The sequence below is a fragment of the Streptomyces sp. NPDC006368 genome, assembly GCF_040612535.1.
Lineage (GTDB): Bacteria > Actinomycetota > Actinomycetes > Streptomycetales > Streptomycetaceae > Streptomyces.
This window is the reverse complement of record NZ_JBEXQK010000029.1, coordinates 1-24,870: the sequence shown is the minus strand read 5'-3', so window position 1 is coordinate 24,870 and position 24,870 is coordinate 1. Positions and strand designations below refer to the sequence as shown.

General features: G+C 71.9%; 25 protein-coding genes, 1 tRNA gene and 2 pseudogenes. 14 read left to right on the top strand and 14 right to left on the bottom strand.

Annotated elements, in window-relative coordinates; all coding sequences use genetic code 11:
* Positions 1-64 precede the first annotated feature (64 nt).
* Positions 65-1,552, bottom strand: coding sequence for a hypothetical protein (locus ABZZ38_RS20895; RefSeq protein ID WP_356741962.1), 1,488 nt, complete (start codon positions 1,550-1,552; stop codon positions 65-67).
* 419 nt (positions 1,553-1,971) lie between these two features.
* Between ABZZ38_RS20895 and ABZZ38_RS20890 the strand changes: the two genes are divergently transcribed.
* A tRNA-Ile gene (locus ABZZ38_RS20890) sits at positions 1,972-2,040 on the top strand.
* 76 nt (positions 2,041-2,116) lie between these two features.
* Here the strand turns inward: ABZZ38_RS20890 and ABZZ38_RS20885 are convergent.
* Positions 2,117-2,530, bottom strand: a complete 414-nt coding sequence (locus tag ABZZ38_RS20885; RefSeq protein WP_356741960.1) for an arsenate reductase ArsC — start codon at positions 2,528-2,530, stop codon at positions 2,117-2,119.
* Positions 2,531-2,628: 98 nt separating this feature from the next.
* On the opposite strand from ABZZ38_RS20885, the gene ABZZ38_RS20880 reads away from it, so the two are divergent.
* A complete protein-coding gene (locus tag ABZZ38_RS20880; protein WP_356741958.1) occupies positions 2,629-2,937 on the top strand; it encodes a metalloregulator ArsR/SmtB family transcription factor in 309 nt (102 codons plus the stop codon).
* Positions 2,934-4,016 (top strand): ACR3 family arsenite efflux transporter, encoded by a 1,083-nt coding sequence (gene arsB, locus ABZZ38_RS20875; protein ID WP_356741956.1) that lies wholly within the window; start codon positions 2,934-2,936, stop codon positions 4,014-4,016. The genes ABZZ38_RS20880 and arsB overlap by 4 nt, the downstream gene beginning before the upstream one ends.
* 12 nt (positions 4,017-4,028) lie before the next feature.
* On the opposite strand, the gene ABZZ38_RS20870 is transcribed toward arsB, so the two are convergent.
* Entirely contained in the window at positions 4,029-4,394 is a 366-nt protein-coding gene (locus tag ABZZ38_RS20870) for a metalloregulator ArsR/SmtB family transcription factor (RefSeq protein WP_356741953.1), read from the bottom strand.
* Between the two features lie 88 nt (positions 4,395-4,482).
* Between ABZZ38_RS20870 and ABZZ38_RS20865 the strand changes: the two genes are divergently transcribed.
* The 5 genes from ABZZ38_RS20865 (at position 4,483) to istB (ending at position 8,713) form a co-directional block, all read left to right on the top strand.
* Positions 4,483-5,826 carry an NAD(P)-binding domain-containing protein gene (locus ABZZ38_RS20865; protein WP_356741949.1) on the top strand — a complete coding sequence of 448 codons (1,344 nt, stop codon included), beginning with the start codon at positions 4,483-4,485 and terminating at the stop codon, positions 5,824-5,826.
* 196 nt (positions 5,827-6,022) lie between these two features.
* Positions 6,023-6,283, top strand: coding sequence for a hypothetical protein (locus ABZZ38_RS20860; protein WP_356741947.1), 261 nt, complete (start codon positions 6,023-6,025; stop codon positions 6,281-6,283).
* Between the two features lie 63 nt (positions 6,284-6,346).
* A complete protein-coding gene (locus tag ABZZ38_RS20855; RefSeq protein ID WP_356741945.1) occupies positions 6,347-6,652 on the top strand; it encodes an ABC transporter substrate-binding protein in 306 nt (101 codons plus the stop codon).
* Positions 6,631-7,125, top strand: a complete 495-nt coding sequence (locus ABZZ38_RS20850) for a hypothetical protein (RefSeq protein WP_356741940.1) — start codon at positions 6,631-6,633, stop codon at positions 7,123-7,125. The genes ABZZ38_RS20855 and ABZZ38_RS20850 overlap by 22 nt, the downstream gene beginning before the upstream one ends.
* Before the next feature lie 292 nt (positions 7,126-7,417).
* Positions 7,418-8,713 (top strand): IS21-like element helper ATPase IstB, encoded by a 1,296-nt coding sequence (istB, locus tag ABZZ38_RS20845; RefSeq protein WP_356741935.1) that lies wholly within the window; start codon positions 7,418-7,420, stop codon positions 8,711-8,713.
* 75 nt (positions 8,714-8,788) lie between these two features.
* Here the strand turns inward: istB and ABZZ38_RS20840 are convergent, their stop codons facing one another.
* The gene (locus tag ABZZ38_RS20840) at positions 8,789-9,202 is read right to left on the bottom strand and encodes an organic hydroperoxide resistance protein (protein WP_356741932.1); all 414 of its coding nucleotides are present in this window, start codon (positions 9,200-9,202) and stop codon (positions 8,789-8,791) included.
* A 101-nt stretch (positions 9,203-9,303) separates the two neighbouring features.
* Here ABZZ38_RS20840 and ABZZ38_RS20835 point away from each other — a divergent pair, with 101 nt between their 5' ends.
* Positions 9,304-9,816, top strand: a complete 513-nt coding sequence (locus ABZZ38_RS20835; RefSeq protein WP_356741930.1) for a MarR family transcriptional regulator — start codon at positions 9,304-9,306, stop codon at positions 9,814-9,816.
* Between the two features lie 178 nt (positions 9,817-9,994).
* On the opposite strand, the gene ABZZ38_RS20830 is transcribed toward ABZZ38_RS20835, so the two are convergent.
* The 5 genes from ABZZ38_RS20830 to ABZZ38_RS20810 all read right to left on the bottom strand — a co-directional run bounded on the left by ABZZ38_RS20830 (position 9,995) and on the right by ABZZ38_RS20810 (position 16,776).
* Positions 9,995-11,365 carry a carboxyl transferase domain-containing protein gene (locus ABZZ38_RS20830; RefSeq protein ID WP_356741928.1) on the bottom strand — a complete coding sequence of 457 codons (1,371 nt, stop codon included), beginning with the start codon at positions 11,363-11,365 and terminating at the stop codon, positions 9,995-9,997.
* Positions 11,358-12,830: an acyl-CoA synthetase gene (locus ABZZ38_RS20825; RefSeq protein WP_356741925.1), complete on the bottom strand. Its 1,473-nt coding sequence runs from the start codon at positions 12,828-12,830 to the stop codon at positions 11,358-11,360. The genes ABZZ38_RS20830 and ABZZ38_RS20825 overlap by 8 nt, the downstream gene beginning before the upstream one ends.
* 341 nt (positions 12,831-13,171) lie before the next feature.
* Entirely contained in the window at positions 13,172-14,716 is a 1,545-nt protein-coding gene (locus ABZZ38_RS20820) for a GAF domain-containing protein (RefSeq protein WP_356741923.1), read from the bottom strand.
* 244 nt (positions 14,717-14,960) lie between these two features.
* A complete protein-coding gene (locus tag ABZZ38_RS20815) occupies positions 14,961-16,004 on the bottom strand; it encodes a rod shape-determining protein (protein ID WP_356741921.1) in 1,044 nt (347 codons plus the stop codon).
* A 112-nt stretch (positions 16,005-16,116) separates the two neighbouring features.
* Entirely contained in the window at positions 16,117-16,776 is a 660-nt protein-coding gene (locus ABZZ38_RS20810; protein WP_356741919.1) for a hypothetical protein, read from the bottom strand.
* Between the two features lie 208 nt (positions 16,777-16,984).
* Here ABZZ38_RS20810 and ABZZ38_RS20805 point away from each other — a divergent pair, with 208 nt between their 5' ends.
* Entirely contained in the window at positions 16,985-17,803 is an 819-nt protein-coding gene (locus ABZZ38_RS20805) for a hypothetical protein (protein WP_356741918.1), read from the top strand.
* 123 nt (positions 17,804-17,926) lie between these two features.
* Here ABZZ38_RS20805 and ABZZ38_RS20800 read toward each other — a convergent pair.
* A pseudogene (locus ABZZ38_RS20800) lies at positions 17,927-18,169 on the bottom strand (DUF5713 family protein); the annotation flags it as partial.
* A 9-nt stretch (positions 18,170-18,178) separates the two neighbouring features.
* Positions 18,179-18,619, bottom strand: coding sequence for a MarR family transcriptional regulator (locus ABZZ38_RS20795; protein ID WP_356741916.1), 441 nt, complete (start codon positions 18,617-18,619; stop codon positions 18,179-18,181).
* Between the two features lie 91 nt (positions 18,620-18,710).
* On the opposite strand from ABZZ38_RS20795, the gene ABZZ38_RS20790 reads away from it, so the two are divergent.
* The 3 genes from ABZZ38_RS20790 (at position 18,711) to ABZZ38_RS20780 (ending at position 21,146) form a co-directional block, all read left to right on the top strand.
* Positions 18,711-19,730 carry an NADP-dependent oxidoreductase gene (locus ABZZ38_RS20790; RefSeq protein ID WP_356741914.1) on the top strand — a complete coding sequence of 340 codons (1,020 nt, stop codon included), beginning with the start codon at positions 18,711-18,713 and terminating at the stop codon, positions 19,728-19,730.
* Positions 19,731-19,795: 65 nt separating this feature from the next.
* Entirely contained in the window at positions 19,796-20,218 is a 423-nt protein-coding gene (locus ABZZ38_RS20785; protein ID WP_356741912.1) for an organic hydroperoxide resistance protein, read from the top strand.
* Positions 20,219-20,345: 127 nt separating this feature from the next.
* Complete coding sequence (locus ABZZ38_RS20780; RefSeq protein WP_356741909.1) at positions 20,346-21,146, top strand: EI24 domain-containing protein; 801 nt, start codon at positions 20,346-20,348, stop codon at positions 21,144-21,146.
* A gap of 18 nt (positions 21,147-21,164) precedes the next feature.
* Here ABZZ38_RS20780 and ABZZ38_RS20775 read toward each other — a convergent pair whose 3' ends face one another.
* The 3 genes and pseudogenes from ABZZ38_RS20775 to ABZZ38_RS20765 all read right to left on the bottom strand — a co-directional run bounded on the left by ABZZ38_RS20775 (position 21,165) and on the right by ABZZ38_RS20765 (position 24,049).
* Positions 21,165-22,421 carry a pyroglutamyl peptidase gene (locus ABZZ38_RS20775; RefSeq protein ID WP_356742088.1) on the bottom strand — a complete coding sequence of 419 codons (1,257 nt, stop codon included), beginning with the start codon at positions 22,419-22,421 and terminating at the stop codon, positions 21,165-21,167.
* A 141-nt stretch (positions 22,422-22,562) separates the two neighbouring features.
* A pseudogene (locus tag ABZZ38_RS20770) lies at positions 22,563-22,749 on the bottom strand (TetR family transcriptional regulator); the annotation flags it as partial.
* Positions 22,750-23,155: 406 nt separating this feature from the next.
* On the bottom strand, positions 23,156-24,049 hold the full coding sequence (locus tag ABZZ38_RS20765) for an SGNH/GDSL hydrolase family protein (RefSeq protein ID WP_356741907.1): 894 nt from the start codon (positions 24,047-24,049) through the stop codon (positions 23,156-23,158).
* 251 nt (positions 24,050-24,300) lie between these two features.
* On the opposite strand from ABZZ38_RS20765, the gene ABZZ38_RS20760 reads away from it, so the two are divergent.
* Complete coding sequence (locus tag ABZZ38_RS20760) at positions 24,301-24,795, top strand: DUF3145 domain-containing protein (protein ID WP_356741905.1); 495 nt, start codon at positions 24,301-24,303, stop codon at positions 24,793-24,795.
* Positions 24,796-24,870 lie beyond the last annotated feature (75 nt).

Genomic DNA, 24,870 nt, shown 5'->3' with positions numbered 1-24,870 from the left:
TGTCGCACGGTCAGGTGTTCGGTTGACGATGCTCGCACAACACAGAGGCGAGGCACGCCTCCCCTCAAGAAGTGCTCCAAGCCGATGCGTGCGCTTCCGGACCGTACGGACTCCACCCGTTGAGGTGCGGCTTGAGATCTTCAGGCTCGAACGCCAGCCCCGACGGCATGGTCGGTAGTTGTGTCAGCGGGTCGAGGGTCTCCGCGTAGTCGCGTGCCCACCGCAACCAGGCACGAGCCGATTCGACGTCGACGTCCTCGTCCGCCGCTACATTGATCCTGCGCTCCAAAGCGTCGCAGTACTGGCGGAGCGCGTGCGCATCCTGCCACTGCCTTGCCTGCTCACGGAGAATCGTTGCGAAGCGAGCCTGAGCAGCCTTCTCTCTGGCGGTAGCCATGGCCGCTTCCCAACGGATGCGGCGCTCTTCCTTCGCGCGTTCCTCATCCAGCTTCCTCTGCTGCTCCTCGACCGCGCGAGTCTCCAGTTCCCGGAGCACGATCCCGAGGACGTCCTCGAGTTTCGACCGCTTACGGTCGCCCCAGTGGTGCTGCCTCTTGGACCGGCTGTACCCGATGTCCAGAGCGAGCTGCTGAGAACGGTTCGGGTCGGCAGACTGGGGAAACTCCTGCTTGATAGTGACGCAGCTGGTGAAGCCGTCGATAACGATCTCCAGCACCCCTTCCCGACAACTCGCGGGAAAGTACCGACCGTTGTAATAGTGCGCTGAACGGTGGTCACGCTCAGGGACCCGCTGCTCGCGTACCTTGTATCCCCGGCGTTCCGCCTCTGCTGCGAGCCCTTGCAGCAGCAGCAAAGCACGGCGACGCAGAGAGGGCGGCATAAGAAGCCGGCGCTCGTTGTCTCTCAAGGCCGCCACGACGCGGTGCGGCGAGCGCAACTGCCCGGGGACTGAAACCCGCGGGTTCTCCTCTGGGGACCTCCGCCCAGAGTTGGCATGTGGGCCGTCTATCAACGAGATTTGCAGATCACGGCCCGCGTTCCACAGTCGCTGCTTCTCGATGCGTTTGCCCGCCGGCGCGAGTTTGTGCCGCTTGGCGAAGTCGATGACACGTCGCCACTCGGTGATCTCATCCTCGTCAGGCTCTGATATGACCACATGGCGTTCGGCGACCAATCGCTCCACGAGCTTGGTCGCTTTTGCGCGGCGTGCGACGGGGATGGGCCTTTCGCTGTACGGCGTTGGCTGCTTCTTACGGGTGGTCGCCGGCTTGCTCCCATGAGCTGTCGTCGCTGTCGTGGAGCCGCGGACCCTGCCCTTCGCCACGGTAACCGATGCCTTCGACTCGCCAGCAGCCGTGCGCCCGTGTGCCGGATGCTCCGGATGATGACCGTGCTGCAGGTAGAAACGCCCTGCCTCAGTAACTTCCGCCCGCCAGCCGCCACCCCGGCGGCTCACCGTCACGAGACCCTGATCGCGCAGCGCATAGGTTGACCGCCGCATGCCCGGATCCTGAGCGCCGGGATCCTCGTCGGCAGCAAGTTTCCTGAGGAGCGTGAGTTGTCGATCGTTCAACGCTTTCCAGCGGTGCATGCGACAAGTTCACAAGGAAACAAGGCGGGTCACAAGTGGCCGTCGATGCCATCGACCAGGGTGTCAGCACGCAGCCGGGCGAACATGCTGGCCCCGCTCGGAGCCGACTTCGGTACTCTTGTCCACAGGCGGCTGACCAGTAGAAACGCCGTATGGCTCCACCCCCGGGCGAAGGGGGCGAGGTCCTTTCCGTCTGTAAGGCACTCCGCTGCGTGAGAGTTCGAGACGTCGTCTTCCTCCACGCTCAACCTGCATCGATCCCGCAGACATCCTTAAGCGCGTCCTCCGGAAAGGCTCTCGGGGGGCGCCCAGTGGACACGCAGTGGACGGAAGGACCCGGAAGGATCAGGAAGGCCGGCGCAGAGCCAGAACGGCGAAGTACCTCTGACCTGCGGTTATAGGAAGATCGAGGCAAGAGCGGGGCGGATCGGAAGATCAGAAAAGGACTCATAATCCGTCGGCCGTGGGTTCGAGTCCCACCCGCCCCACCGGAGCGCAGGTCAGAAGAATCGTTCTGACCTGCGTATTTTTTATGCTTCCACGGTGGGCCGGTTTTTCGCGGCCTCAGCCGGCTCTCCCCGGGGCGATCTCGTCGATCAGGCCCTCGACCAGGGCCTTGATCTCGTCACGGATGGGCCGGACCGCCTCGACGCCCTGGCCGGCCGGGTCCTCCAGCGTCCAGTCCAGGTACCGCTTGCCGGGGAAGACGGGGCAGGTGTCGCCGCAGCCCATGGTGATGCAGACGTCCGACTCCTTGACCGCGTCCACGGTGAGGATCTTCGGGGTCTCGGCGGAGATGTCGATGCCGACCTCGCGCATCGCCTCGACGGCGGCCGGGTTGACATGGTCGGCCGGGGTGGAGCCCGCCGAGCGGACCTCGACGCGGTCCCCGGCGAGGTGGCTCAGCCAGGCGGCGGCCATCTGGGAGCGGCCGGCGTTGTGGACGCAGACGAACAGCACGGAGGGTTTGTCGGGCACGGCGGTCTCTCATCTCAGGACAGGCGGGCCGCGGGCACCCATCAGCGCCCATCAGCACCCAATGGTGTCAGTCACCACTGATGTGACAGTATCAGCGCATGATGACGTCAGTCGACGCTGATCTGATTCGGGTGCTGGCCGACCCGCTCAGGCTGCGGATCGTGACCCTGCTGTCCCGCGAGACCCTCTGCACCACGCACCTGGTGGAGGAGACGGGCGCCCGGCAGACGAACCTGTCGAACCACCTGAGAGTGCTGCGGGAGGCCGGAGTGGTGGAGACCGAGCCGTGCGGCCGGTTCACCTACTACCGGCTCAGGCCCGACGTCATCGGCCGGCTCGCCGGGCAGTTCGCCGACCTGGCCGAGTCCGCCCGTACCGCCGCCGACAACAAGAGGGCCTGCCCGTGACCCGCACCGATGCGCCCGCGTCCACCGAGGAATCGTCGGTCGTCGCGAAGCTCTCCACGCTCGACCGCTTCCTCGCCGTATGGATCCTCCTGGCCATGGCCCTCGGACTCGGCCTCGGACGGCTGATCCCGGGGCTGAATGACGCCCTTGCCGAGGTGGAGATCGGCGGCATCTCCCTGCCCATCGCCGCCGGTCTGCTGATCATGATGTACCCGGTCCTGGCGAAGGTCCGCTACGACCGGCTCGACGCCGTCACCGGCGACCGCAGGCTCATGGTCTCCTCGCTGGTCGTCAACTGGGTCCTCGGCCCCGCGGTGATGTTCGCCCTCGCCTGGATCTTCCTGCCGGACCTGCCCGAGTACCGCACCGGCCTGATCATCGTCGGCCTCGCGCGCTGCATCGCGATGGTCATCATCTGGAACGACCTGGCCTGCGGCGACCGTGAAGCCGCGGCCGTGCTGGTCGCCCTCAACTCCGTCTTCCAGGTCCTCGCCTTCGGCCTGCTCGGCTGGTTCTACCTGGACCTGCTGCCCGGCCGGCTCGGCCTCGGCCACGGCGAGCACCTGGACATCTCGATGTGGAAGATCGCGCTGAACGTCGTCATCTTCCTCGGCGTCCCGCTCCTCGCCGGCTTCCTGACGCGGCGGATCGGCGAGAAGAGGCTCGGCCGTGAAGCGTACGAGTCCGGCTTCCTGCCGAGGATCGGTCCGTGGGCGCTGTACGGCCTGCTCTTCACGATCGTGATCCTCTTCGCGCTCCAGGGGAAGACCATCACCTCGCAGCCCCTCGACGTCGTGCGGATCGCCCTGCCCCTGCTCGTCTACTTCGCGGTGATGTGGTTCGGCACCTTCGCGCTCGGCAAGGCCATCGGTCTCGCGTACGACCGCACCGCCACGCTCGCCTTCACCGCCGCCGGGAACAACTTCGAACTCGCCATCGCCGTCGCCATCGCGACCTTCGGCGTGACCTCCGGCCAGGCCCTCTCCGGGGTCGTCGGCCCGCTGATCGAGGTCCCGGTCCTGGTGGCGCTGGTGTACGTGTCCCTGGCCTGGCGCCGGAGGTTCACGACCGCGCGGTGATGTCCCGCGCGGTCAGGAGCGCACGTCGAGCAGGCCGGACATGGCCGCCACCACGGAGGGGGCGACCTTGTAGTAGACCCAGGTGCCGCGCCGTTCCGAGGTGAGCAGACCGGCTTCGCGCAGCTTCTTCAGGTGGTGGGAGACGGTGGGCTGAGAGACGCCGACGTCGGCGATGTCGCAGACGCACGCCTCGCCTCCCGTGTGCGAAGCGACCTTGGAGAAGAGGCGCAGTCGCACCGGGTCCGCGAGCGCCTTGAACATCCCGGCCATCCTCTCCGCGTCGGCCTGTGACAGCTCGGCGGAGGTGATCGGCGGGCAGCACGGGACGACCTCCTCGGCCTGTACGACCGGGAGTTCGACCATCCGAGACTTCGACATGTGTCTATGTTGACACTCGTCGATGCCGGTGACAAGCTCAAGACATCGACATCCGTCGAATCAGGCTTCCCTCGAGGAGACCACCGTCATGAGCGAGCAGCACCTTCCCGTCGTCGTCATCGGAGCGGGCCCCGTCGGCCTGGCCGCCGCCGCCCACCTCACCGGGCGCGGTATCGAACCCCTGGTCCTGGAGGCCGGCCCCGTGGCCGGCGGCGCGGTACGCGAGTGGGGGCACGTACGGCTGTTCTCGCCCTGGTCCGAGCTCATCGACCCGGCCGCCGAGAAGCTCCTCGCGCCCACCGGCTGGACGACGCCCGACACCACGGCGTACCCCACGGGCGGGGACTGGGCCTCGCTCTACCTCCAGCCGCTCGCCGACGTCCTGGGCGACACGGTCCGCTACGACGCCCGCGTCACCGGCGTATCCCGCCTCGGCCGCGACCGCGTCGTCGACGCCGACCGGGAGCGGCAGCCCTTCACCGTCCATGTGTCGTACGCCGACGGCACCGAGGAGCGGATCACCGCGCGGGCCGTCGTCGACGCCTCCGGCACCTGGTCCACGCCCGGCCCGATCGGCGGCGACGGCCTGCCCGCCCTCGGCGAACGGGCCGCCCGGGACCGCGTCTCCTACCGCGTCCCCGACCTCACGGACCCCGCCGTCCGCGCCCGGTACGCCGGCAGGCGCACCGCCGTCATCGGCTCCGGCGCCTCCGCCTTCACCGCCCTGACCGCGCTCGCCGACCTGGCGAAGCAGGTCCCCGGAACCCGCGCCGTGTGGATCCTGCGCCGCGGCATCAGCGGCGCCACCTTCGGCGGGGGAGAGGCCGACCAGCTTCCCGCCCGCGGCGCCCTCGGGCTGGCCGCCAAGGCCGCCGTGGACGACGGACACGCCGACGCCGTCACCGGCTTCCGCACCACCGCCGTCGACAGGAGCGGCGACGGGCTGGTCCTGGTCGCCGAGGACGGCCGCCGCCTCGACCCGGTCGACGAGGTCATCGCCCTCACCGGCCTCCGCCCGGACCTCTCCTTCGTCTCCGAACTGCGCCTCGGCCTCGACGAGCGCCTCCAGGCACCCGTATCGCTGGCCCCGCTGATCGACCCCAACCAGCACTCCTGCGGCACCGTCTACCCGCACGGCGTGAACGAGCTCTCCCACCCGGAGAAGGACGTCTACCTGGTGGGCATGAAGAGCTACGGCCGCGCTCCGACGTTCCTCGCCATGACCGGCTACGAGCAGGTCCGCTCCATCGCCGCCGCCCTCGCCGGCGACCAGGAGGCCGCCGAGCGCGTGGAGCTGACCCTGCCCGAGACCGGCGTCTGCGGCGGATCGGGCCTGTTCGACCGGCCCACCGCCGAAGAACCCACCGAGGGCGGCTGCTGCGCCACCCCGGCCACCCTCACCATCGGGACCTCTTCCCCCGGAAGCTGCTGACCGAAGCTGTTCCCGGGCGCCGTGAGCCCTCCGGACCCCTCGCGTCCCCCGAGCCCCCCGGCGTCGCCGGCGAACAGGGCGACGACCGGTCGCACGTGGGCGACGAGCGTGACGACACGCCGGTGAACCCGATACGGGCGGCCCTCCTGTCCGCCCCGGCCCGAAGCACCGGAGGAAGGTCCGGAACACGCGGGTCGTGGTCGGCGCGGTCACGCTCCCCCTTCTCCCGGCGGCCGGCATTCCCACCGTCCTCGCCTGGCGCGATGACGAGCCCGGCGGCGATTCCACCGATGGATATGGAGTCGCCATCGGGAAAGTGGCCAACGGATCGGACGCTGAGGGCGGCACGCTGAAGTTCACCGGCGGTCAGGACGCCGACTCATGGGACCCGCAGCGCGGCTATTTCAGCTTCATGTGGAACTTCGCCCGGTATTACGCGCGGCAATTGGTCACGTAAGCGACCGAGCCCGGCCTCGGCAATACCGAACGGGCGGCGGACCTGGCCACCAGCACCGCGAAGGTGTCCGAGGACGGCAGGACCTACACCTACACGCTTCGCGACGGGGTCACCCGGCAGGACGGCGAAGAGGTGACCTCGCGGGACATCGAGTACGGCATCGAACGTCTCCGGGCCCAGGACACACTGCCCGGCCTCCCCTCCATTTCCAGCAGGTCCTCGATCCCGGGCGGCCACCGCGGCCCGTACGAGGACAAGCTGGGCCTGAGCGCCATTCGAACCCCCGACGCCAGAACCATCGTGTGCAAACGGCCCAAGCCCAAAGGGACTTCGAACACATGCCGGCGATGGCCGCCGCTTCTCCGGTGAAGGAGGGAAAGGACACGAAGGGCGGGTACGGACGCAAGCCGTTCGCCGGCGGCCCGTACCAGTTCGACGCGTACGCACCCGGCACCCGCACCCGCGCCCGGGAGGCCTTGGTGGGGTGCGGCAGGCCGGACGGTTTCACCACCAACATCGCCGTGCCGAATGACAAACGGACTCACATCGACGCGGCCGAGTCGCTTCGGGCCGCACCGAAGCAGGTCGGCATCGACCTTCGCGTCAAGAAGCTCGACCCCCAGCCGCTGGTCGACGGCCGCTTCATCGCGCCGAGCAACAACCCCGATCTCGCGCAGGTCAATGACCCCGACATCAACAACCTCCTCGACCGTGCCATCGCCGAGACCGACCCGGACAGGGCGGCCCAGGCCTACCGGACGGTCAGTGAGAAGGTCACGGAGGGGCGTATCACCTGCCACTCCTCCACACGAGGAACGTCCTCCGGCGCAGTCCTCGGTTGACCGACGTCCACACGGCGTACGCCTGCGGCGGCTACGACTACGCGCTCTCTCGGTCCGGCGCGAAACCTGACAACCGGCTGCCGCGCCCGTATCCGGTAGGCACATATCGACATGTCGGCCCCGGGCGGGTGTCGGCAGAGCGATGAGCCCTCAAGTCGACCCGGTGTTACTGGAATTCTATTCATCCCAACGGGTGCCTCGAATTCAGATTTTCGCCGACAGCCCACAAGAATGGCGCATCTCCCCGTCGTTGGAGGTGCCGTTGTCCCGCTCCGCCTCGTCCGCGTCGAACATGACCACGCTCGGTTGTGCCCTGTTCGCGACGCGCTGGCTCCAAGCACCCCTGTATTTCGGCCTCGTGGCCGCCCAGGGGGTGTACGTCTACAAGTTTTTCAATGAGCTGTGGAACCTCATCAACCATGTCTTCAGCGGGCAGGCGGACGAGACGTACGTCATGCTCGCCGTCCTCAAGCTGGTCGATGTCGTGATGATCGCCAATCTGCTGATCATGGTGATCGTGGGCGGGTACGAGACCTTCGTCTCGCGCATCGGCCTGCAAGGGCACCGGGACCAGCCCGAGTGGCTGTCGCACGTCAACTCCAATGTGCTGAAGGTGAAGCTGGCCACCGCCATCGTCGGGATCTCGTCGGTGCATCTGCTCCAGATGTTCGTCGACGTGCACCACACCGATCAGCACTCGCTGCTGTGGGGCACGGTGATCCACATGGCGTTCATCTTCTCGGCCGCGATCCTGGCGTACATGTCCGGGCCCATGACGGCGCACGAGAGGGGTCACGGGCTGAAGGACCACCAGCACCCCGAGCCCGTCGTGCTGCCCCGGCAGCGGGGCGCGCGGACGGGTGAGGGGGAGTGGGGGGATGACCGGCCCCATGGGAGTGACCGGGCTCGTGGGGGTGATCGCCCTCGTGGGAGTGGCCGGCCCCACGGGGATGAGCGGGAGGAGCCGGACGAGTGGGAGTCCGGGGCGGAGGAGCGGGTCACGGAGGCGGGCTTCCCGGCGCGCAAGGTGCTGGAGATGTTCGACGACGGACAGCTGCGGTCGCCCGGCCCGCAGACCCTCGCCCGGCTCGGGAAAGTCGACTTCGTCACACACAAGGCCAATGTGGTCTTCCTCGGCGCGCCCGGGACCGGCAAGACGCATCTCGCCATCGCGCTGGGGGTACGAGCCTGCCAGGCCGGCCACCGGGTGCTGTTCGCCACCGCCGCCGAGTGGGCCGACCGGCTCCAGGAGGCGAAGGCCGCGGGGCGGCTCGCCAAGCTGCTCACCGAGCTCGACACGTATCCGCTGCTGATCGTGGACGAGGTCGGGTACGTGCCGTTCGACGACGATGTGGCCGGACTGTTCTTCCGCCTCGTGTCGCACCGCTACGAGCGCGCCTCGCTGATCGTCACCAGTGACCGGCCCTTCGGCCGCTGGGGGGAGGTCTTCGGCGACGGCGACACCGTCTCGGCGATGGTCGACCGCCTCGTCCACCACGCGGAGGTCATCACCCTCGACGGGGAGAGCTACCGCTCGCGCAGGCTGGAGGAGGCAGCCGTCACGGGCTGGGCGGGCCCGGGTTACTGATCCGGGCAGCGCGCCAGGGCCCCGGACGTGTCCGGGGCCCTTCTGTCGCCGTCGCGCGGCGGTGGCGGGTGGTGATTACTCGGCGACAATCTCCACCGGGATGTTGCCGCGGGTCGCCTTGGAGTACGGGCAGTACGCGTGGGTCTTCTCCAGCAGCTCGCGGCCGGCCTCGCCCGCGAGGTGGTCGGGGAGCTCGACGCGCATCACGACCGCGAGGCCGAAGCCGCCGTCGGTGTCCTTGCCGATGCTGACCTCGGCGGTGACGGAGACGTCCTTGACGTCGATCTTCTCCTGGCGGCCTATCGCGCTCATGGCGCTGGCGAAGCACGCGGCGTACCCGGCGGCGAAGAGCTGCTCCGGGTTGGTGCCCTGGCCGTTGCCGCCCAGGGACGCCGGCAGGCCGAGCGGGAGGTCGATCCGCCCGTCGGAGCTGACGGCACGGCCTTCACGGCCGTTGGCGGTGGCGACGGCGGTGTACAGGGCGTTCATGGGCCCTCCTTCTCGTGCGGTGGCGGGATGGCTCCCCTATTTGTAGCGCACGATTCAGTTGTGCACAACTAAATCGGGGGTTCCTTCGGTACCCTGGGGTCATGGACACGGCCGGTACCGCGCGGGACGAGGACTTCCTCCGCCTCGACCACCAGATCTGCTTCTCCCTGCACGCCGCCACGCGCGCGTTCAACGGCGTCTACCGCACGGCGCTCAAGGAGCTGGGCCTGACCTACCCCCAGTACCTGGTCATGCTGGTCCTCTGGGAACACGGCGAGCTGCCCGTCAAGCGCATCGGCGAGCACCTGCGCCTGGACTCCGGCACCCTGTCGCCGCTCCTCAAGCGTCTGGAGAGCGCCGGGTACGTCGAGCGCCGGCGCAGCCCCGAGGACGAGCGGTCCGTCACCGTCCGTCCCACCCCGGCCGGGTTCGCGCTGCGGGAGCGGGCCGCCGGGGTGCCGCGGCGGATCGCCGCCGCGACCGGCATGCCGCTGGACGAGATCCGCGCCCTGCGTGCCCGCATCGAGGAACTCACCGCCGCGCTGGACCTGGCCGACACCGGGGCGGCGGGCGAGTGCCTGGAGGACCCGGCCCCGCCCGGCTCCCCCGGCTGAGCACGGGTCCCTCCGGGTCTGCGCCGGCCCGCCCCGCCAGCGTCGGCCCTTCGGCCCTCACACCCGTCCGGCCAAGGCCGCGGCCGGCACGCGCGCGGTGGTGGGTGCCGGGGCCGACAGGGGCGTTACGGCGGACCGGGGCGCTGGGTACCTCGAAGACACGACCCAGGTGTATTGATCACGGGACGATGCCCTGGACGATCCCAAGCTCCACCAGGTCCTGGGGGCGCAGCCGCAGTTGCTCGGCCGTGTGCGGTGCCTGGTCCGGCGGTCGTTTGAGTATCGCCGCGGCCAGCTCCGGGGCGATCACGGAGAAGTAACTGTCGGGCGTCGCCCATGTGTTGTCCGGGGCGGCCAGGGCCAGTGCCCCGCCCGAGCCGCCCTCGCCGATCAGCAGCGTCGTCACCGGCACCCGCGCCCCGGCGATCGCCGCGAACGCGTCGGCGATCGCCGCGCCCGCGCCCGCCCGCTCGGCCTCGGCGTCGTTCGCGGCGCCCGGGGTGTCGACGAGCGTCAGCACCGGGAGGCCGAGCCGGTCCGCGAGCCGGACCACCCGTGCCGCGGTGCGGTAACCGGCCGGTCGGGTCGCCGTGCCGCACTGGGCGACGTACGCGACCGCGCCGCCGTCGGGACGGAGCCCGACACCGCACAGTACGCCCGGGTCCGTACCGCCGCAGCGGTCGCCGACGAGGGGGAGCCGGTGCTCGAAGTACCGGTCGAGGTACGCCTCGGCACGCGGCCGTGCCGGGTCACGGGCCTGGCGCACCGCGTCCCAGCCGCTGCCGGGGAGCGGCGTGTCCGCCAGGGCACCGGGCGGCGGCACCGGCCGCGGAGCCCCGGACCCGGCCGGTGACGGGGCCGATGACCCGGTCGGTGAGCCGGACAGCGCGGTCACCCAGCGCGTGACCGTCTCGCGCAGCTCCTCGGGGCGTACGACACCGTCGACCTGTCCCGCCGCCAGCTGCCCTTCGGCGGTGTACGCAGTCGGCTCCGCGTCCGCCGGCCGCACCCGCGACCCGGCGAACCCGATCTGCGCCCCGGGCAGCGCCAGGATCACATCGGCGCCCGCGCCGACGGTCGCCCACCCCCCGCCGGTCGCCGGGTCGCGCAGCACCGCGATGTGCGGCACCCCCGCCTCCCGCAGCAGCACCGTCGCCCGGGCCACCCGCTGGAGCTGGGTGAGCGCCACCATCCCCTCCTGCATCCGGCTGCCGCCCGTCGCGACGAGCGAGACGAGCGGGATGCGCCGCTCGCGCGCCAGCCGGTAGGCGTCCTCCAGCCGGTCACCGGCCCGTTCGCCCAGCGAGCCGCCGAGGAACCCGAACTCGAAAGCGAGCAGCGCGCACGGCCGGCCTTCCCCGAGGGTCGCCGTGCCGTACAGGACGGACTCGTCCTCGCCCGTACGGTCGGCGGCACGCGCGCGTGAAGCGTCGTAGCCGTACCAGGAGAGCGGCCCGTCGGGCGCGGCGGACCCGGCGGGCGGGGTGTGTTCCACGAACGCGTCGGTGACGAGCGCGATGGCTTCGCGCGCGGACATGCGCTCAGTCATGGAGCGCCCGCTTCATGACCTTGCCCATGTCGTTGCGGGGCAGCGCGTCGAGGAGACGGACGGTCCGGGGGCGCTTGTGGGGGGCGAGCTGGGCCGCCACATGGTCGGCCAGCTCCGACTCCGACGGGGGCCGTGCGGGATCGGCCGGGACCACCCAGGCGACGATCCGCTCCCCCAGGTCCGGGTCCGGCTCACCGGTGACGGCGGCCTCGCGCACACCCGGGTGGTCGAGGAGGGCGTTCTCGATCTCCCCGGCACCGATCTTGTAACCGCCGCTCTTGATCAGGTCGGTCGCCTTGCGGCCCACGATCCGTACGGCCCCGTCCGCTTCCCGTACCGCCATGTCACCGGTGCGGAACCAGGCCCCGTCGAACGCGGCGGCCGTGGCGTCCGGCCGGTTCAGGTACCCCGTGAACAGGTTCGGACCGCGTACCTGGATCTCGCCGACGGTCTCCCCGTCGTACGCCGTGATCTCCGACCCGTCCTCCTCGACTAGCCGCAGTTCCACCCCGCCCAGCGGGACGCCGACCGAGCCGGGGCGCGCCTCGCCGTCCACGCGGACGCTCGTGTTCATCAGGGTTTCCGTCATGCCGTACCGCTCGATCACATGCCGCCCCGTCGCGGCGGCGATCCGCTGATGGTCGTGGACGGGCAGCGCCGCCGATCCGGAGACCAGCAGCCGCGCCCCCGCCAGCGCCTTCACCAACTCCGGATCGGTGGGCAGGGCCTCGGCGAGCCGGTGGTACATCGTCGGCACGCCGAACAGCATCGTCCCGCCGGACGCCAGCTCCCGCGCCACGCCCTCCGTCGTGAACCTGCCCAGGTGGCGTACCGATCCGCCGCGCCGCAGCGGGCCGAGGGTGCCCAGGATCAGCCCGTGGACGTGGAAGAGCGGCAGGGCGTGCACGAGGACGTCGTCGGCCGTCCACGCCCAGGCGTCCTCCAGGGCGTCGAGCGACGCGGCGAGCGCGCGGCGGGGGAGGACGGCGCCCTTCGGCGGGCCGGTGGTGCCGGACGTGTAGACGATCAGCGCGGGCGCCTCCGGGTCCCCCGGCTCGTCCGTGAGGTCCGTGAGGTCCGTGCCGCCCGGGAGCGGTGCGTCCCCGCCTCCGACGGGGACGCCGAGGCGCGGCACGCCCGCCAGCGGAGCGGGCAGTTCGTCGTGCGGCGCGGCCAGCACGAGGTCCGGCGCGCTGTCGCCGACGATGTGCCTCAGCTCGCGCTCGCCGGTCCTCGGGTTGAGGGGCACGGCCGGTACGCCGGCGAGCAGCGCGGCGACCACCGCGACGGCGGTCTCCAGGGTGGGCGTCGCCCAGACGGCGACCCTGCGCCTTCCCTCCAGCCGCGCCGCGAGAGCTCCGGCCGTCGCCCGCAGTTCGCCGTACGCGAGCGCGCGGCCCGACTCGCCGAAGCGCAGGGCGGGCCGGTCCGGCCGGCCGGCCAGGGCCGGGAACAGGGAGCTCACAGGTGGTCCTCCTCGCATCGCCGCACAGGGCTGTTCAACTGCCGGGCCCCAGCATTCTCCCCACCGGCGCCGAGGGGAAAGCCGCGCCCGCTGTGCCGCTCACCACTGTCACGCCCAGCGTGAAGCCGACCGTGGCCATGACGAGCTCGCGGTACGCGGCGGTGGAGCGGGGACCGTGGGCGCGGCGGCGGGCTTCGCGACGGTATCCACGAAGCCGGTCAAGGCGGGGCACGGGACGGGCGCCGAGCGTTGCTGCGCGTACGGCGTACCGGGGCCGCGCCCGTAGAGGGCCCCGGTCGCGTCGTTCCTCGCGCGCCCGCGCTCTTCGCGCGCGCCGTTCCTCAGCGCGGCGACTGCCACGTCAGCGTCGTACCCCGCGTGCCGTCGTCCCGGGTGCCGTCGTCCGTCACCACCAGGCGCACGCCCGGGCGGCCGTCCGGAAGCACGGCCGTCGCGTCCACCTCGACGTCCACCGAGGACACGTCCGCCCGGCGGTGCGCCGCGGCGAGCGCGGTGCGCAGGGTGGCCAGGAGCTCATCGGCCACGGCGCCGGTGACCAGGGTGTCCACCGCGCCGGTGAAGTGGACCGACGGCCGCAAGCCGAGGAGGACCCCCGCGCCACCGGTCTCGCGGAGCACCCGGCCGCGGACGGAGCGGGGCACGTCGGCCGGGGGCTGCTGGAGCGCGAAGATCGCGGTCCGCACCTCCTGGATCGTGGAGTCCAGCTCGTCCACGGCCCTGCCCAGCAGCTCGTCCTCGGGGGACGAGCCCTCCGCCCGCCGCCGCGTGGACTCCAGCATCATCTCGGTGGCGAACAACCGCTGCACGACAAGGTCGTGCAGGTCACGAGCGATGCGGTCACGATCCTCGTACACCGCCAGCCGCTCCCGGTCGTGCCGCGCGTCCGCCAGTACGAGGGCGAGGGCCGCCTGCGACGCGAACTGCGACGCCAGCAGCCGCTCCACCGCCGTGTACGGCGGGCCACCGCGCCGGCGCGGCAGGGCCAGGGTGCCGATGAGCTTGCCGCCGCTCTGCAGCGGCAGCATCATCGACGGCCCGAACCGCGTGCGTACCCGCGTCGTCATCCGGGGGTCGGTGGCCGAGTCCTCGACGAAGACGGGCTCCCCGCCCAGCAGCTGCTCCAGTACGGGCGAGCCGGGCGCGATCGTCGTACCGATCAGGTCCCCCGGGTCGTGCGGGGTCGACGCGGCGACGATCTCCATGCCGCCCTCGTCCGTCGGCTGGAGGACGACGCCCGCCGACGCGTCGGCGAGCACCCGGGCCCGCTCGGCCACCGTCGTCAGCGCGTCGGCCGCCGCCTCACCCGTCAGCAGCGCGGTCGTCACCGCCGCGGCGCCCTCGATCCAGCGCTCCCGCTGCCGCGCCGTCTCGTACAGCCGGGCGTTGCCGATGGCGATGCCGGCCTGAGAGGCCAGTACGCGCAGCATCGCGAGATCCTCGTCGGTGAACGTGCCCTCCCGCTTCTCGGTGAGGTAGAGGTTGCCGAACACCTGGGTGTCGACGCGGACGGGTACGCCGAGGAAGGAGCGCATCGGCGGGTGGCCGGGCGGCATGCCGCACGAGCGGGGGTGGGTCGTCAGATCGTCCAGCCGCAGCGGCTCCGCGTCCTCGATCAGCGCGCCCAGCACCCCTCGGTGCCCGTCGGGCAACCGGCCGATGCGCTGCCGCTCGGCCTCGGTCATGCCGACCGTGTACAGCGCGGTGATCCGGCCCCGCTCGGGGTCGACGACCCCCAGCGCCCCGAACCGCGCGCCGGTCAGCTCGGCGGCCGACTCGACGATGCGCTGGAGGGTGGTACGCAGGTCGAGGTCGGTGCCGACGCTCAGGACGGCTTGGAGGAGCGCCGGAAGCGAACCCGTACTCACGGCACGTCCCGCCTCACCCGGCAGGACTCACAGCGCACCGGGACTCCCGGACCCACCGGGCCGGGACCCGGACGGCCGCGGCTCACCCCGGGACCCCGTCGGCCGGGGCTCACCGGGCCGGGACCCCGTCGGCCGGGGGCTCACCGAACCCGCATTCACCGAACCCGCATTCACCGAACCCGCATTCACCGAACCCGGACTCACTGGCCCCGGACTCACTGGCCCGCACTCAACCGGCCCGGACTCAATCGGCTTCGACGAGCGGGTTCAGCGTGAGTGGCTGGATGCGCCCCTCCAGCATCGCCCCGAGCCCGAGGACGGTGCAGATGTCGGGCCGTTCCGCGATGTGCACCGGCATGCCGGTGGCGTCGCGCAGCATCTGGTCGAGGCCGGGCAGCAACGCGCTGCCGCCGACCATCATGATGCCGCGGTCGACGAGGTCGGCGACCAGGTCGGGCGGGCAGTCGCGCAGCACCTTGCCGATGCCGTCGAGCACGGCCGTCAGCGGCGTGTGCAGGGCCTGGCGTACGGCGGCGGTGTCCACGAGCACCGAGCGGGCCAGGCCGGTCGCCACGTCCCGCCCGTGGATCTCGGTGGAGGCCGGGCCCGCCGGGGTGAGGCCATTGCCGTGCAGGGCGAGCTGGAGGGGCCGTACGGACTGGCTCGGCAGCATCAGCTCGTGCTGGTGGCGCAGGTACTGGATGACCGCGTGGTCGATGGCGTTGCCGCCGACAGGGATGCGCGCGGCGGTGACGATCGCCCCGAGCGACAACACCGCGACCTGCGTGGTGGCCGCCCCGCAGACCAGGATCATGGTGGCGGTGGGCTGTTCCACCGGCAGTCCGCAGCCGACGGCCGCCGCGATGAGCGTGTCGACGAGTTCGACGCGGCGGGCGCCGAGGCCGACGAGCGTCTCGACGGTGGCCCGCTGTGCGAGCGGATCGCTGTCGTGCGGGGTGCAGGCGGCGGCGCGCAGCAGGGGCTTGCGGCGGAGCTGGCGGCGCAGCTTCTCGCCGAGGAGGTGGCGCAGCATGCGCTGAGCCATCTCGATGTCGACGACGGTGCCGCCGGAGACGGGGCGTGCGACGCGGATGTAGTCGGGGGTGCGTCCGGTCATCTTCTCCGCGAACTCGCCGACGGCGATCAGCGCGCCGGTGCGGGTGTTGACGGCGGCGACGCTCGGCTCGTCGACGACGAGCCCGATGCCCTTGACGAACACCCGGGTTCTGGCGGCTCCCAGGTCGACGGCGACGTGGCAGCGGCGCAACTGCTCAAGACTGACGGTCACGGCGGTGATCCTCCCGAGAGCGGTACGTCTTCGCATCGTGCGATCGCGGGGCGCCCGGCGCGCGCTGGGGGAGCTGACGGAGTGACAGGGCGGGGGCTGTTCGAGCCGGTGGTCACGGGAACTCCACGAGCCGCTGCAGGAGGCCCCACGTGAACTCCGCGACGCACGGTGATCCGTCCGGCAGCGTGAACGCCAGCCGCCACCGGGTGGGCGCGCTGCCCTCCAGAGGGCGGGCCGGAGCGAAGGCACGGGCCACCTCGTCGACCGTGCAGCTCCAGGGCCGCAGGTCGGCGGCGCTCCGCAGCTCGGGGCCGGGGGCGCCGGGGGCCCTGATGAGCCATGCGTTCCACACGCCACCCCCACCGCCACCACGACCCCCACCGCCACCACGACCCCCACCGCCACCACGACCCCCACCGCCACCACGACCGCCTCCGCCGCCGACGTCGCCTCCGGGCGCGGTGAGCACCTCGAAGCGCAGGTCGGGCCAGAGCGGTACGCGCCAGAGCAACGCGTCGCACTCCAGGTCGCCGATCCTGCGGCGGGTGCGCGAGGCGGGCTCGCCGAGCACGGAACGGTAGCGGGCGAGCGCGCCGCGCGCCCGGGGGGAGCGCGACATGGCCTGCCAGCGGCGGTTCGCCTCGCGCATGTCGGCGATCGAGGCACCCAGCTCACGGCGGGCGTCCTCGACCAGGCCCGGCTGGAAGTCGGCCATGCGGCGGAGCAGGACGAGCTGGAAGTCGAGTGGACCGAACGGAGCGCTGTCCATCATGCGGACATCCTGCCCCTTCCGGCTCTTCCCGCCCTTCCGGTCCTTACGATCCTTACGATCCTTCCCGGCTGTTCCCGGCCCTTCCGGTTGTTCCGGCAGGAACCGAGCGGGGATCGAGCCGCCGCGCCGAGGAATGGCCCGTTCCACACAGGATCCTCACAGGGCCGCCTATCTCCGGCGGGCGACGCCCGCATACTCTGCGGGCGCCATGGATTTCTGCCACCAGTGTCAGCGGCACCTCAACGGCGCCCTGGCCTGCGCCGGCTGCGGAACGCCCGTCGAGGAGCTCCGGCACGACGCCCCGCACATATCCGCGGCGGACGACCTCGTCATCGAGCTGAGCCGGGACGAGGGCCACGCGCCCGCCGGGCCCCGCCGTGCGCGCGCCCAGGACACCCGCCGCCGGGCCCGCACGTCCGGCCGCCGCGCCCGCACGCGCCGTGGCCGCAAGGCGCTGATCGTGCTGGGGGCCCTGGTGCTGGCGGCCGGCGCGCTGAGCCTGGCCGAGCTGGCGATCGAGCACCCGGGGGAGGACGGCGCCGCCACCGCCGTACGGGAAGAGGACGCGGCGCGGACGTCGGAACCGGCACCGCTGGGGCCGTCGGACGACGGTGAGCGGCCGGACGGTCCCAGCCCCGTGAACGAAACCGGCTCCGCGACCTCCGGCGCGCCCGGCCCGTCGGGCGACGAGGAGTCGGGCGGCGGCGACGGGGCGTCCGGTGCCCCCAGCGCCTCCGCTTCCGCGGGCGCCCCGGCCCCCGGTGCCTCCTTCTCCGCGTCGGCCCCCGGGTCCCCGGACGCCCCGGCCGACCCCGAATCGGGCGATCCCCGCCCCGCCGATCCCGGCCCGGCGGACCCGGGCGACCCTGACGGCCCCGGCGACCAGGGCGACCCGGGCGGCGACGGGGACCCGGGCGGCGACGGCGACCCGCCCACCTCCGACCCAGCCCCGGAGCCCCCGCCCGAGCCGGCGCCGGAACCGTCGCAGACGGAGTCGTGCGACTGGTTCCTGTGGTGGTGCGTCTGACGCGACCGGGGGGGTCTCTCAGGCCCCTGCGCCGGCGCGCCGCTCCCATGCGCGAGCGCGCTGCGGGCGAGCCCCTGCCCCGAAGGAGACCGCAGGAAGGAGACCGCTCGAAGGAGGGCACCGCTCCTCCCGCGCAGCCGTCTCGGTTTCACTCCCGGCTGCCTCGAACTCCGCCTCCAGCAGGTTGAACTCCTCCGTCGCGGCCTGGGTGAGCACGTAGCGGGCCACGAGGTCCGACGGCTGCTCAGCCTCGATCCGCTCGCACAGCCGCAGCAGGATCGCTCTGCCCCTGTCGACGACGTGATCGGGGAAGTACTCGTCCGCCCCAGACGCCGCCGGGCCCGCCCTACGGGCGGACGACGCCACCTCGAGGACCTAGAGCTCCGTTTCCCCCAGCATCCGGCGCAGCAGGTCGCGGAGGGCCGTCCGCTCCTCCTCCGAGAGCGCCGCCAGCGGCTCGCGCGCGAAGTGCAGGGCGTCGCGCAGGCGGCGCGCCGTCGCGTGGCCCTCCGGGGTCGCGGCGGCCAGCTTCACCCGGCGGTCCGCCGGGTCCGGGCGGCGTTCGACGAGGCCGCGTGCCTCCAGGCGGTCCACGATGCCCGTGATGTTCGACGGCTCGCATCGCAGGGAAGTCGCGATGTGGCGCATCGGGAGCGGTTCGAGCGACAGCAGCCCGAGGACGCGCGCCTGGGCGCCGGTCAGGGAGTGCTTCGCCGCTGCCTGCTCGTACTCCTCGTGGTAGCGGGCCACGACGGTGGCGATGAGCTCGACCACCTCGAGGGTGAGCGGGTCTGCGGGGCGTGTGCTGCTGGCCATGGGCACCAGGATACCCAGTTACTTGACAACATGAAATATCTACCCCACGGTTGTTTCAGGTAGTGAAGCAATTTCCAGGAGGCACCGCACCATGTCCGCTCTTCCCGCGTCCGGCCGTGAATGGCACCTCGTCGCCCGCCCGCACGGCTGGCCGAAGCCCGAGGACTTCGCCCTCCGGGAGGCCCCGGTCGCCGAGCCGGGCGAGGGCCGGATCCTCGTCCGCAACCTGCACTTCTCGGTCGACCCGTACATGCGGGGCCGGATGAACGACGTCAAGTCCTACGTACCCCCCTTCCAGCTCGACCAGCCCATGGACGGCGGCGCCGTCGGTGAGGTCGTCGCCTCCAACGCCGAGGGCTTCGCGGTCGGTGACCACGTCCTGCACGGCCTCGGCTGGCGCGAGTACGCCGAGGTGAACGCCAAGCACGCCACCAAGGTCGACGCGTCCCTCGCCCCGCTCTCCGCGTACCTCGGTGTCCTCGGCATGACGGGCCTCACCGCGTACGCCGGCCTCCTCGACGTGGCCTCCTTCAAGGAGGGCGACGCCGTCTTCGTCTCCGGCGCGGCCGGCGCCGTCGGCAGCCAGGTCGGCCAGATCGCCAGGCTCAAGGGCGCGTCCCGCGTCATCGGTTCGGCCGGTTCGGACGAGAAGGTCAAGCTCCTCACCGAGGAGTACGGCTTCGACGCGGCCTTCAACTACAAGAACGGCTCCGTCACCGAGCAGCTCAAGCAGGCCGCCCCCGACGGCATCGACGTCTACTTCGACAACGTCGGCGGCGACCACCTCGAGGCCGCGATCTCCCGGCTCAACGTGCACGGCCGCGTCACCATCTGCGGCATGATCGCCGGCTACAACGAGACCGAGCCGACGCCCGCCCCGCGCAACATGGCGCTGGTCATCGGAAAGCGGCTGCGCCTGCAGGGCATGCTCGTCGGCGACCACGCCGCGCTCCAGCCGCAGTTCGTCCAGGAGGTGTCGGGCTGGCTGCGTGACGGCTCGCTCAAGTACGACGAGACCGTCGTCGAGGGCATGGAGAACGGCGTCGAGGCCTTCCTCGGCATGCTGCGCGGCGAGAACACCGGCAAGATGATCGTTTCGCTCACCCGTTAGGCTCACTCCAGGCCGCCGTGATCGTGGGCGCGAGTCGCGGCGCAACACAGGAGGAAACCTCTTACATGTCCATACAGCAGTCCGACGTCCTGTACACCGCCGTCGCCACCGCCGAGAACGGCCGTGACGGCCGCGTCTCCACCGACGACGGCAAGCTCGACGTGGTGGTCAACCCGCCCAAGGAGATGGGCGGCTCCGGCGAGGGAACCAACCCGGAGCAGCTCTTCGCCGCCGGTTACAGCGCCTGCTTCCAGGGCGCGCTCGGCGTGGTCGCCCGCCAGGAGGGCGCCGACATCTCGGGCTCGACGGTCACCGCCGAGGTCGGCATCGGCAAGAACGCCGAGGGCTTCGGCATCATCGTCCGGATCTCCGCGAAGATCCCGAACGTGTCCGCCGCCACCGCCAAGGAGCTCATCGAGAAGGCCCACCAGGTCTGCCCGTACTCCAAGGCGACCCGCGGCAACATCACGGTCGAGCTGGCTGTCTGATCGCGTCCGTACGTACGCGTCGTCAGCGACGCGCGTCGTACGCACGGTCGTCCGGCACGGTCGTCCGGCAGGGCCGCACCCCACGCGGGGTGCGGCCCTGCCGCCGTCCCCCGATAGGGTGGCCCCCATGCGTGATCTCGGGGTGGGCTTCGGCTACTTGGTCAAGGGCCAGCGGTGGGTCGGCCGGCACGGCCGGTGGTTCGGGTTCGGGCTGCTGCCCGGCCTGGTCACCCTCGTGCTGTACGCCGGCGCGCTGATCGGCCTGGCGTACGGCGCCGACGACCTCACCGCGTGGGCCACCCCCTTCGCGGACGACTGGTCGTCGCCCTGGCAGTCCATGTTCCGCGGCTTCCTGACCGCCCTCCTCTTCGCCTTCGGCCTGTTCCTGGTCGTGGTCACCTTCACCGCCGTGACGCTCCTCGTCGGCCAGCCCTTCTACGAGTCGCTCTCCGAGCAGGTCGACCGCACCGAGGGCGGCGACGTTCCCGAGTCGGGACTGCCGCTCTGGCGCGAACTGTGGATCTCCGGCCGCGACAGCCTGCGCGTCCTCGCCCTCGTCGCGCTGTACGGCATCCTCCTCTTCGCCCTGGGCTTCATCCCGGTCATCGGCCAGACCGTGGTCCCGGTCATCGGCTTCTGCGTCTCCGGCTTCTTCCTCGCCGAGGAGCTCACGGCGGTCGCCCTCCAGCGGCGCCGCGTCGAACTGAAGGAACGCCTCGCCCTGCTGCGCGGTCGCCGCATGCTCACGCTCGGCTTCGGCGTCCCCCTGACGCTCGCGTTCCTGGTTCCGTTCGTCGCGGTGTTCCTGATGCCGGGCGCGGTGGCCGGTGCCACCCTGATGGCCCGCGACCTGACGGCCCCCCAGGACCCGCGGCATCCGCAGGTCCCGCCCACCGCGCCGAACCCGTACACCCTCCACAAGCGCTGACGCGCCCGGCGGCGACGGCTACCCGGCCGTGTCCGCCGCCACCGCGATGATCGCCCGCACCTGCGCCGTGATGTCCGCGCGGTCGCGCAGGAACTCCGGATCCGTCACCGCGTCCGCGTTGCCGGCCGCGAACCGCAGCACTGGCGTGTGCACATGGCCGCCCGGCAGGGCGGGCAGGCCGAGCCGGTCGCGCAGGAGCGTCGCACGGTAGGCGATCTCGTTGGACAGGTAGTCGCCACCGCCGCCCGCGCGGGCCGCCGAGCCCGGCGTCGGCCCGGCGGGGCGCACCACCGGATCGGCCGCCCCCTGCGGGACCTCGGTCACGGAGGTGTTGTCGTACACGGGGAAGCGGCCCGTGTCCGCCGCCACGAGGTCCGCGTACGGGAGGGTCGTCGTCGTCCACTGCGGCTGCGACGCCGGGTCGGCGACCGGTACCGGCCCTGTCGCGGACACGTTCTCGTTGTCGGGGAAACCGCCCCTCCAGGCCCCGTTGAACCGCTCGATGTCGAAGCGGCCCACCCGTCCCTGGCTCACCGTCGTGAAGAGGTCCACGCGCGGCAGGTGCGGGCGCAGGGCCCGCTCGACCGTACCGTCGGCGAAGTCCCGCCAGCGCACCGGGAACACGGCCGTCTCGACGCGCGCCCAGCCGCCGTCCGCCGTACGGACCAGCGTCCCGTCCAGCGCCAGGGCCGCCGCGCCCGACGGGTTGCTGATCCGGATGTCACGGTCCAGCGTGAACGGGTCGAACCCGGTCATCAGCACCCGCTTGACGCCCTTGCCCGCGGACGGGAAGCGGATCTCTTCCTGGCCCCGGGACGTCACCTCCAACCGGTCCAGGAGGCGGGCCCGCTGTGCTGCCGGCAGGGTGAAGCCGGGCTCCCACCCGCGCAGTTCACGCGCCATGCCCAGCCGCGCCCAGTACAGCGGCCGGTCGTCGTCCCGGCTCAGGTCGCCGCCGGCGGGGCCGCGCCCCTGGACCCGGTCCACCGCCCGCCGCCACAGCAGCGACCCGTGCCGTACGACGGCCCGCTCGGCCGCCGCGTACGACCCCGCCCCGGCGAGCGCCCGCGCGAACTCGGGGGTCACCGTGTCGAATCCGCCGCGCCGCAGGATCTCGCGCGGTACGGCCCGGTCGAGGCGGGCCTCCTCGGCGCCTCCCTCGGTGGTGGGCGGGGATCCGGTCGGCGCCGAAACCGGGGCGGCGCTCGGGGCGGTCGCCGAGGCCGGCGCCGAAGCGGCCAGCGCGGTGAGCACCAGCACCAGCGTCGTACCCATCCGGGCGAGAGAGGGGGCAGGGGACACGGGAAAGCCGTCCTTCCGTCGGGTCCCGGAACGTTACCGCGCCCCCGACGACCCCAGAAAGGCCCGGGAAGCGGCCGGCATGCCCACCGACTCCGGGTCCAGCAGCCACAGCTACCGCAACCCGTCCATCACCGCCGTCAGCAGCGGCGCCGCCTGTTCCGGCGCCAGCCCACCCGGCAGCCACGCCCGCCATCTCCGCCCGCACCTGGGTGTGGCGCCGGGTGAAGAACTCCCGCGCCGGGTGGCCCTCCGTCACGCTCTCGTCGAGCAGCGCGGAGAAGGTCTGCACGAAGCCCGCCCGACCGGGCGCGGCAAGGTCCACCTCACCAGGGACGTCCCGGTCGAGGTGTCCCTCCTCCACCCGCTGGACGGGGAGCACGGGGCGCCGCTGCCGGGCATGCTGCTGTCCCTCGTCCACCTCGGGCCGCGCCGCGACCCCGACGCGCTGCTCGCCGAGGTGGTCGAAGCGGCCCCCGGAGAGACCGTCCGGGCGGACATCCCGCTGCCGCGCCGGGCCTTCGGGATCCGGGACGAGGGCGGGGGGAGTGGAGGGCGATCCCGGGGACGTATGACATCCAGGCCGGCCGGTCCCTCACCGGCCGCCGTCCGGGCGCCGCCCTCGACGTCTGAACCTGCTCCAGGCCGGCCCCGGGGCGGTCCCGGGCAACCGTCCGGGGACCACCACCCCTTCGCCCCGTGACAGCCCGTTACACGGGCGGGCGGTCCGCCGTGACCTGGCGGAAGGCGATCTCCGCCAGCCGCTCCTGCCCGTCGCTGCTCGGATGGAACCAGTCCCACGGGCTCAGCTGCTCGCCAGTGAAGCGGTACGCGAACACCGCGCCGCCGTCGTCCCGGCACCGCGCGTCCCGGGCGCAGACGTCCCGCAGGACCTCGTTGTACGCCACGACCCGTGCCCGGACCAGCTCGCGCCGCCGCTCGGCCGCGGGGCCCAGGTCGTCCGCGTCGGCGAGCATCGAGCGGCACAGGCCCAGCTTCCAGATCTGCTTGCCGAGCGGGTTGGTGCGCCCGGTCGACCAGAGCCGCTTCAGGTCCGGCACGCTCGCCACGTACACCTGCGCCCGGGGCGCCGTCCTGCGCAGTTCACGCATCGCCTCTTCGAAGGAAGCGCGGAAATCGGCGACCGGGGTCATCAGATCGGCGGAGTCCCGGCAGGCGTCATTGGCACCGACCATCACCGTCACCAGCTCCGGCCGGTACGCGGCGGCCCGCGCCATCTGCTCGGGCAGCTCCGCCATGCGGGCACCGGAGCGCGCGAGGTTCCAGCTGCGGGAGGCGGCCGACGGCGCGCCGAGGAGCCGCAGGGCGAGACTGTTCACCCGCTTGTCGGTACCGGTCGCCCACGAAACCTCGGGACAATCGGCCAGGACACCACAGGCGTCGAAACCACGCGTGATCGAGTCACCCACAGCGGCGAGCGAGGCGGGGCTGCGGTCCCACAGGGGCGTCGGCGAGGGTGACGGCCGTGGCGCCGTCCTCGTACCGCCGCCGGGCTCCTGACATCCGGTCAGGGCCGCTGCGACCAGCAGGATCGCGGCTCCCCACCGGGTGGCGGCGGAGCGCGGGCGTATGGCGGCGGGCATCCCCCTGGGCCTTTCGTCGACGTCCTGGCGAGTGAAACCTTGGTGTCATCGGACCACCGGACCGACCGTACGTCATACCGAGCGGCCCGGCGCACGGTAGCTTTTCCCCGTCGAACCGTCAGGCGCCTTCGCCCATCGGCTCCGGTAAATTACATCACGTCACATGCTGTCCCTTTTGCGGAGTTTCGCTCCCGATGCTGTTTACTGAGGCCGCTGGGAAAGGCGAACCTCGTCCCACACTGGAGGTCCCGGTGACGACACGTGGAGTCCTGTACGTACACTCCGCACCGCGCGCGCTGTGTCCGCACGTCGAATGGGCGGTGGCGGGTGTGCTCGGTGGGCGGGTCCAGCTCGACTGGATCCGGCAGCCGGCCTCCCCGGGCACCTGGAGATCCGAGTTCTCCTGGCGCGGCGAACCGGGCACCGCATCCAAGCTGGCCTCGGCGCTGCGCGGCTGGCAGATGCTGCGCTTCGAGGTGACCGCGGAGCCGTGCACCACCGCGGAGGGCGAGCGCTACAGCGCCACGCCCGACCTGGGCATCTTCCACGCCGTCACCGGCATCCACGGTGACATCCTGATCCCCGAGGACCGGCTGCGCGCGGCGCTGGCCCGCTCGGCGCGGGGCGAGACGCAGCTGGAGGCCGAGATCGCCAAACTGCTCGGCAAGCCGTGGGACGACGAGCTGGAGCCCTTCCGGTACGCGGGCGAGGGCGCACCGGTCCGCTGGCTCCATCAGGTGGTCTGACCGCCGCCCCTGCCGAGCCCCGCCGCCGCCACCCGGAGCATGACCGAGGGCCCGCCTCCCCTGACGGGAGGCGGG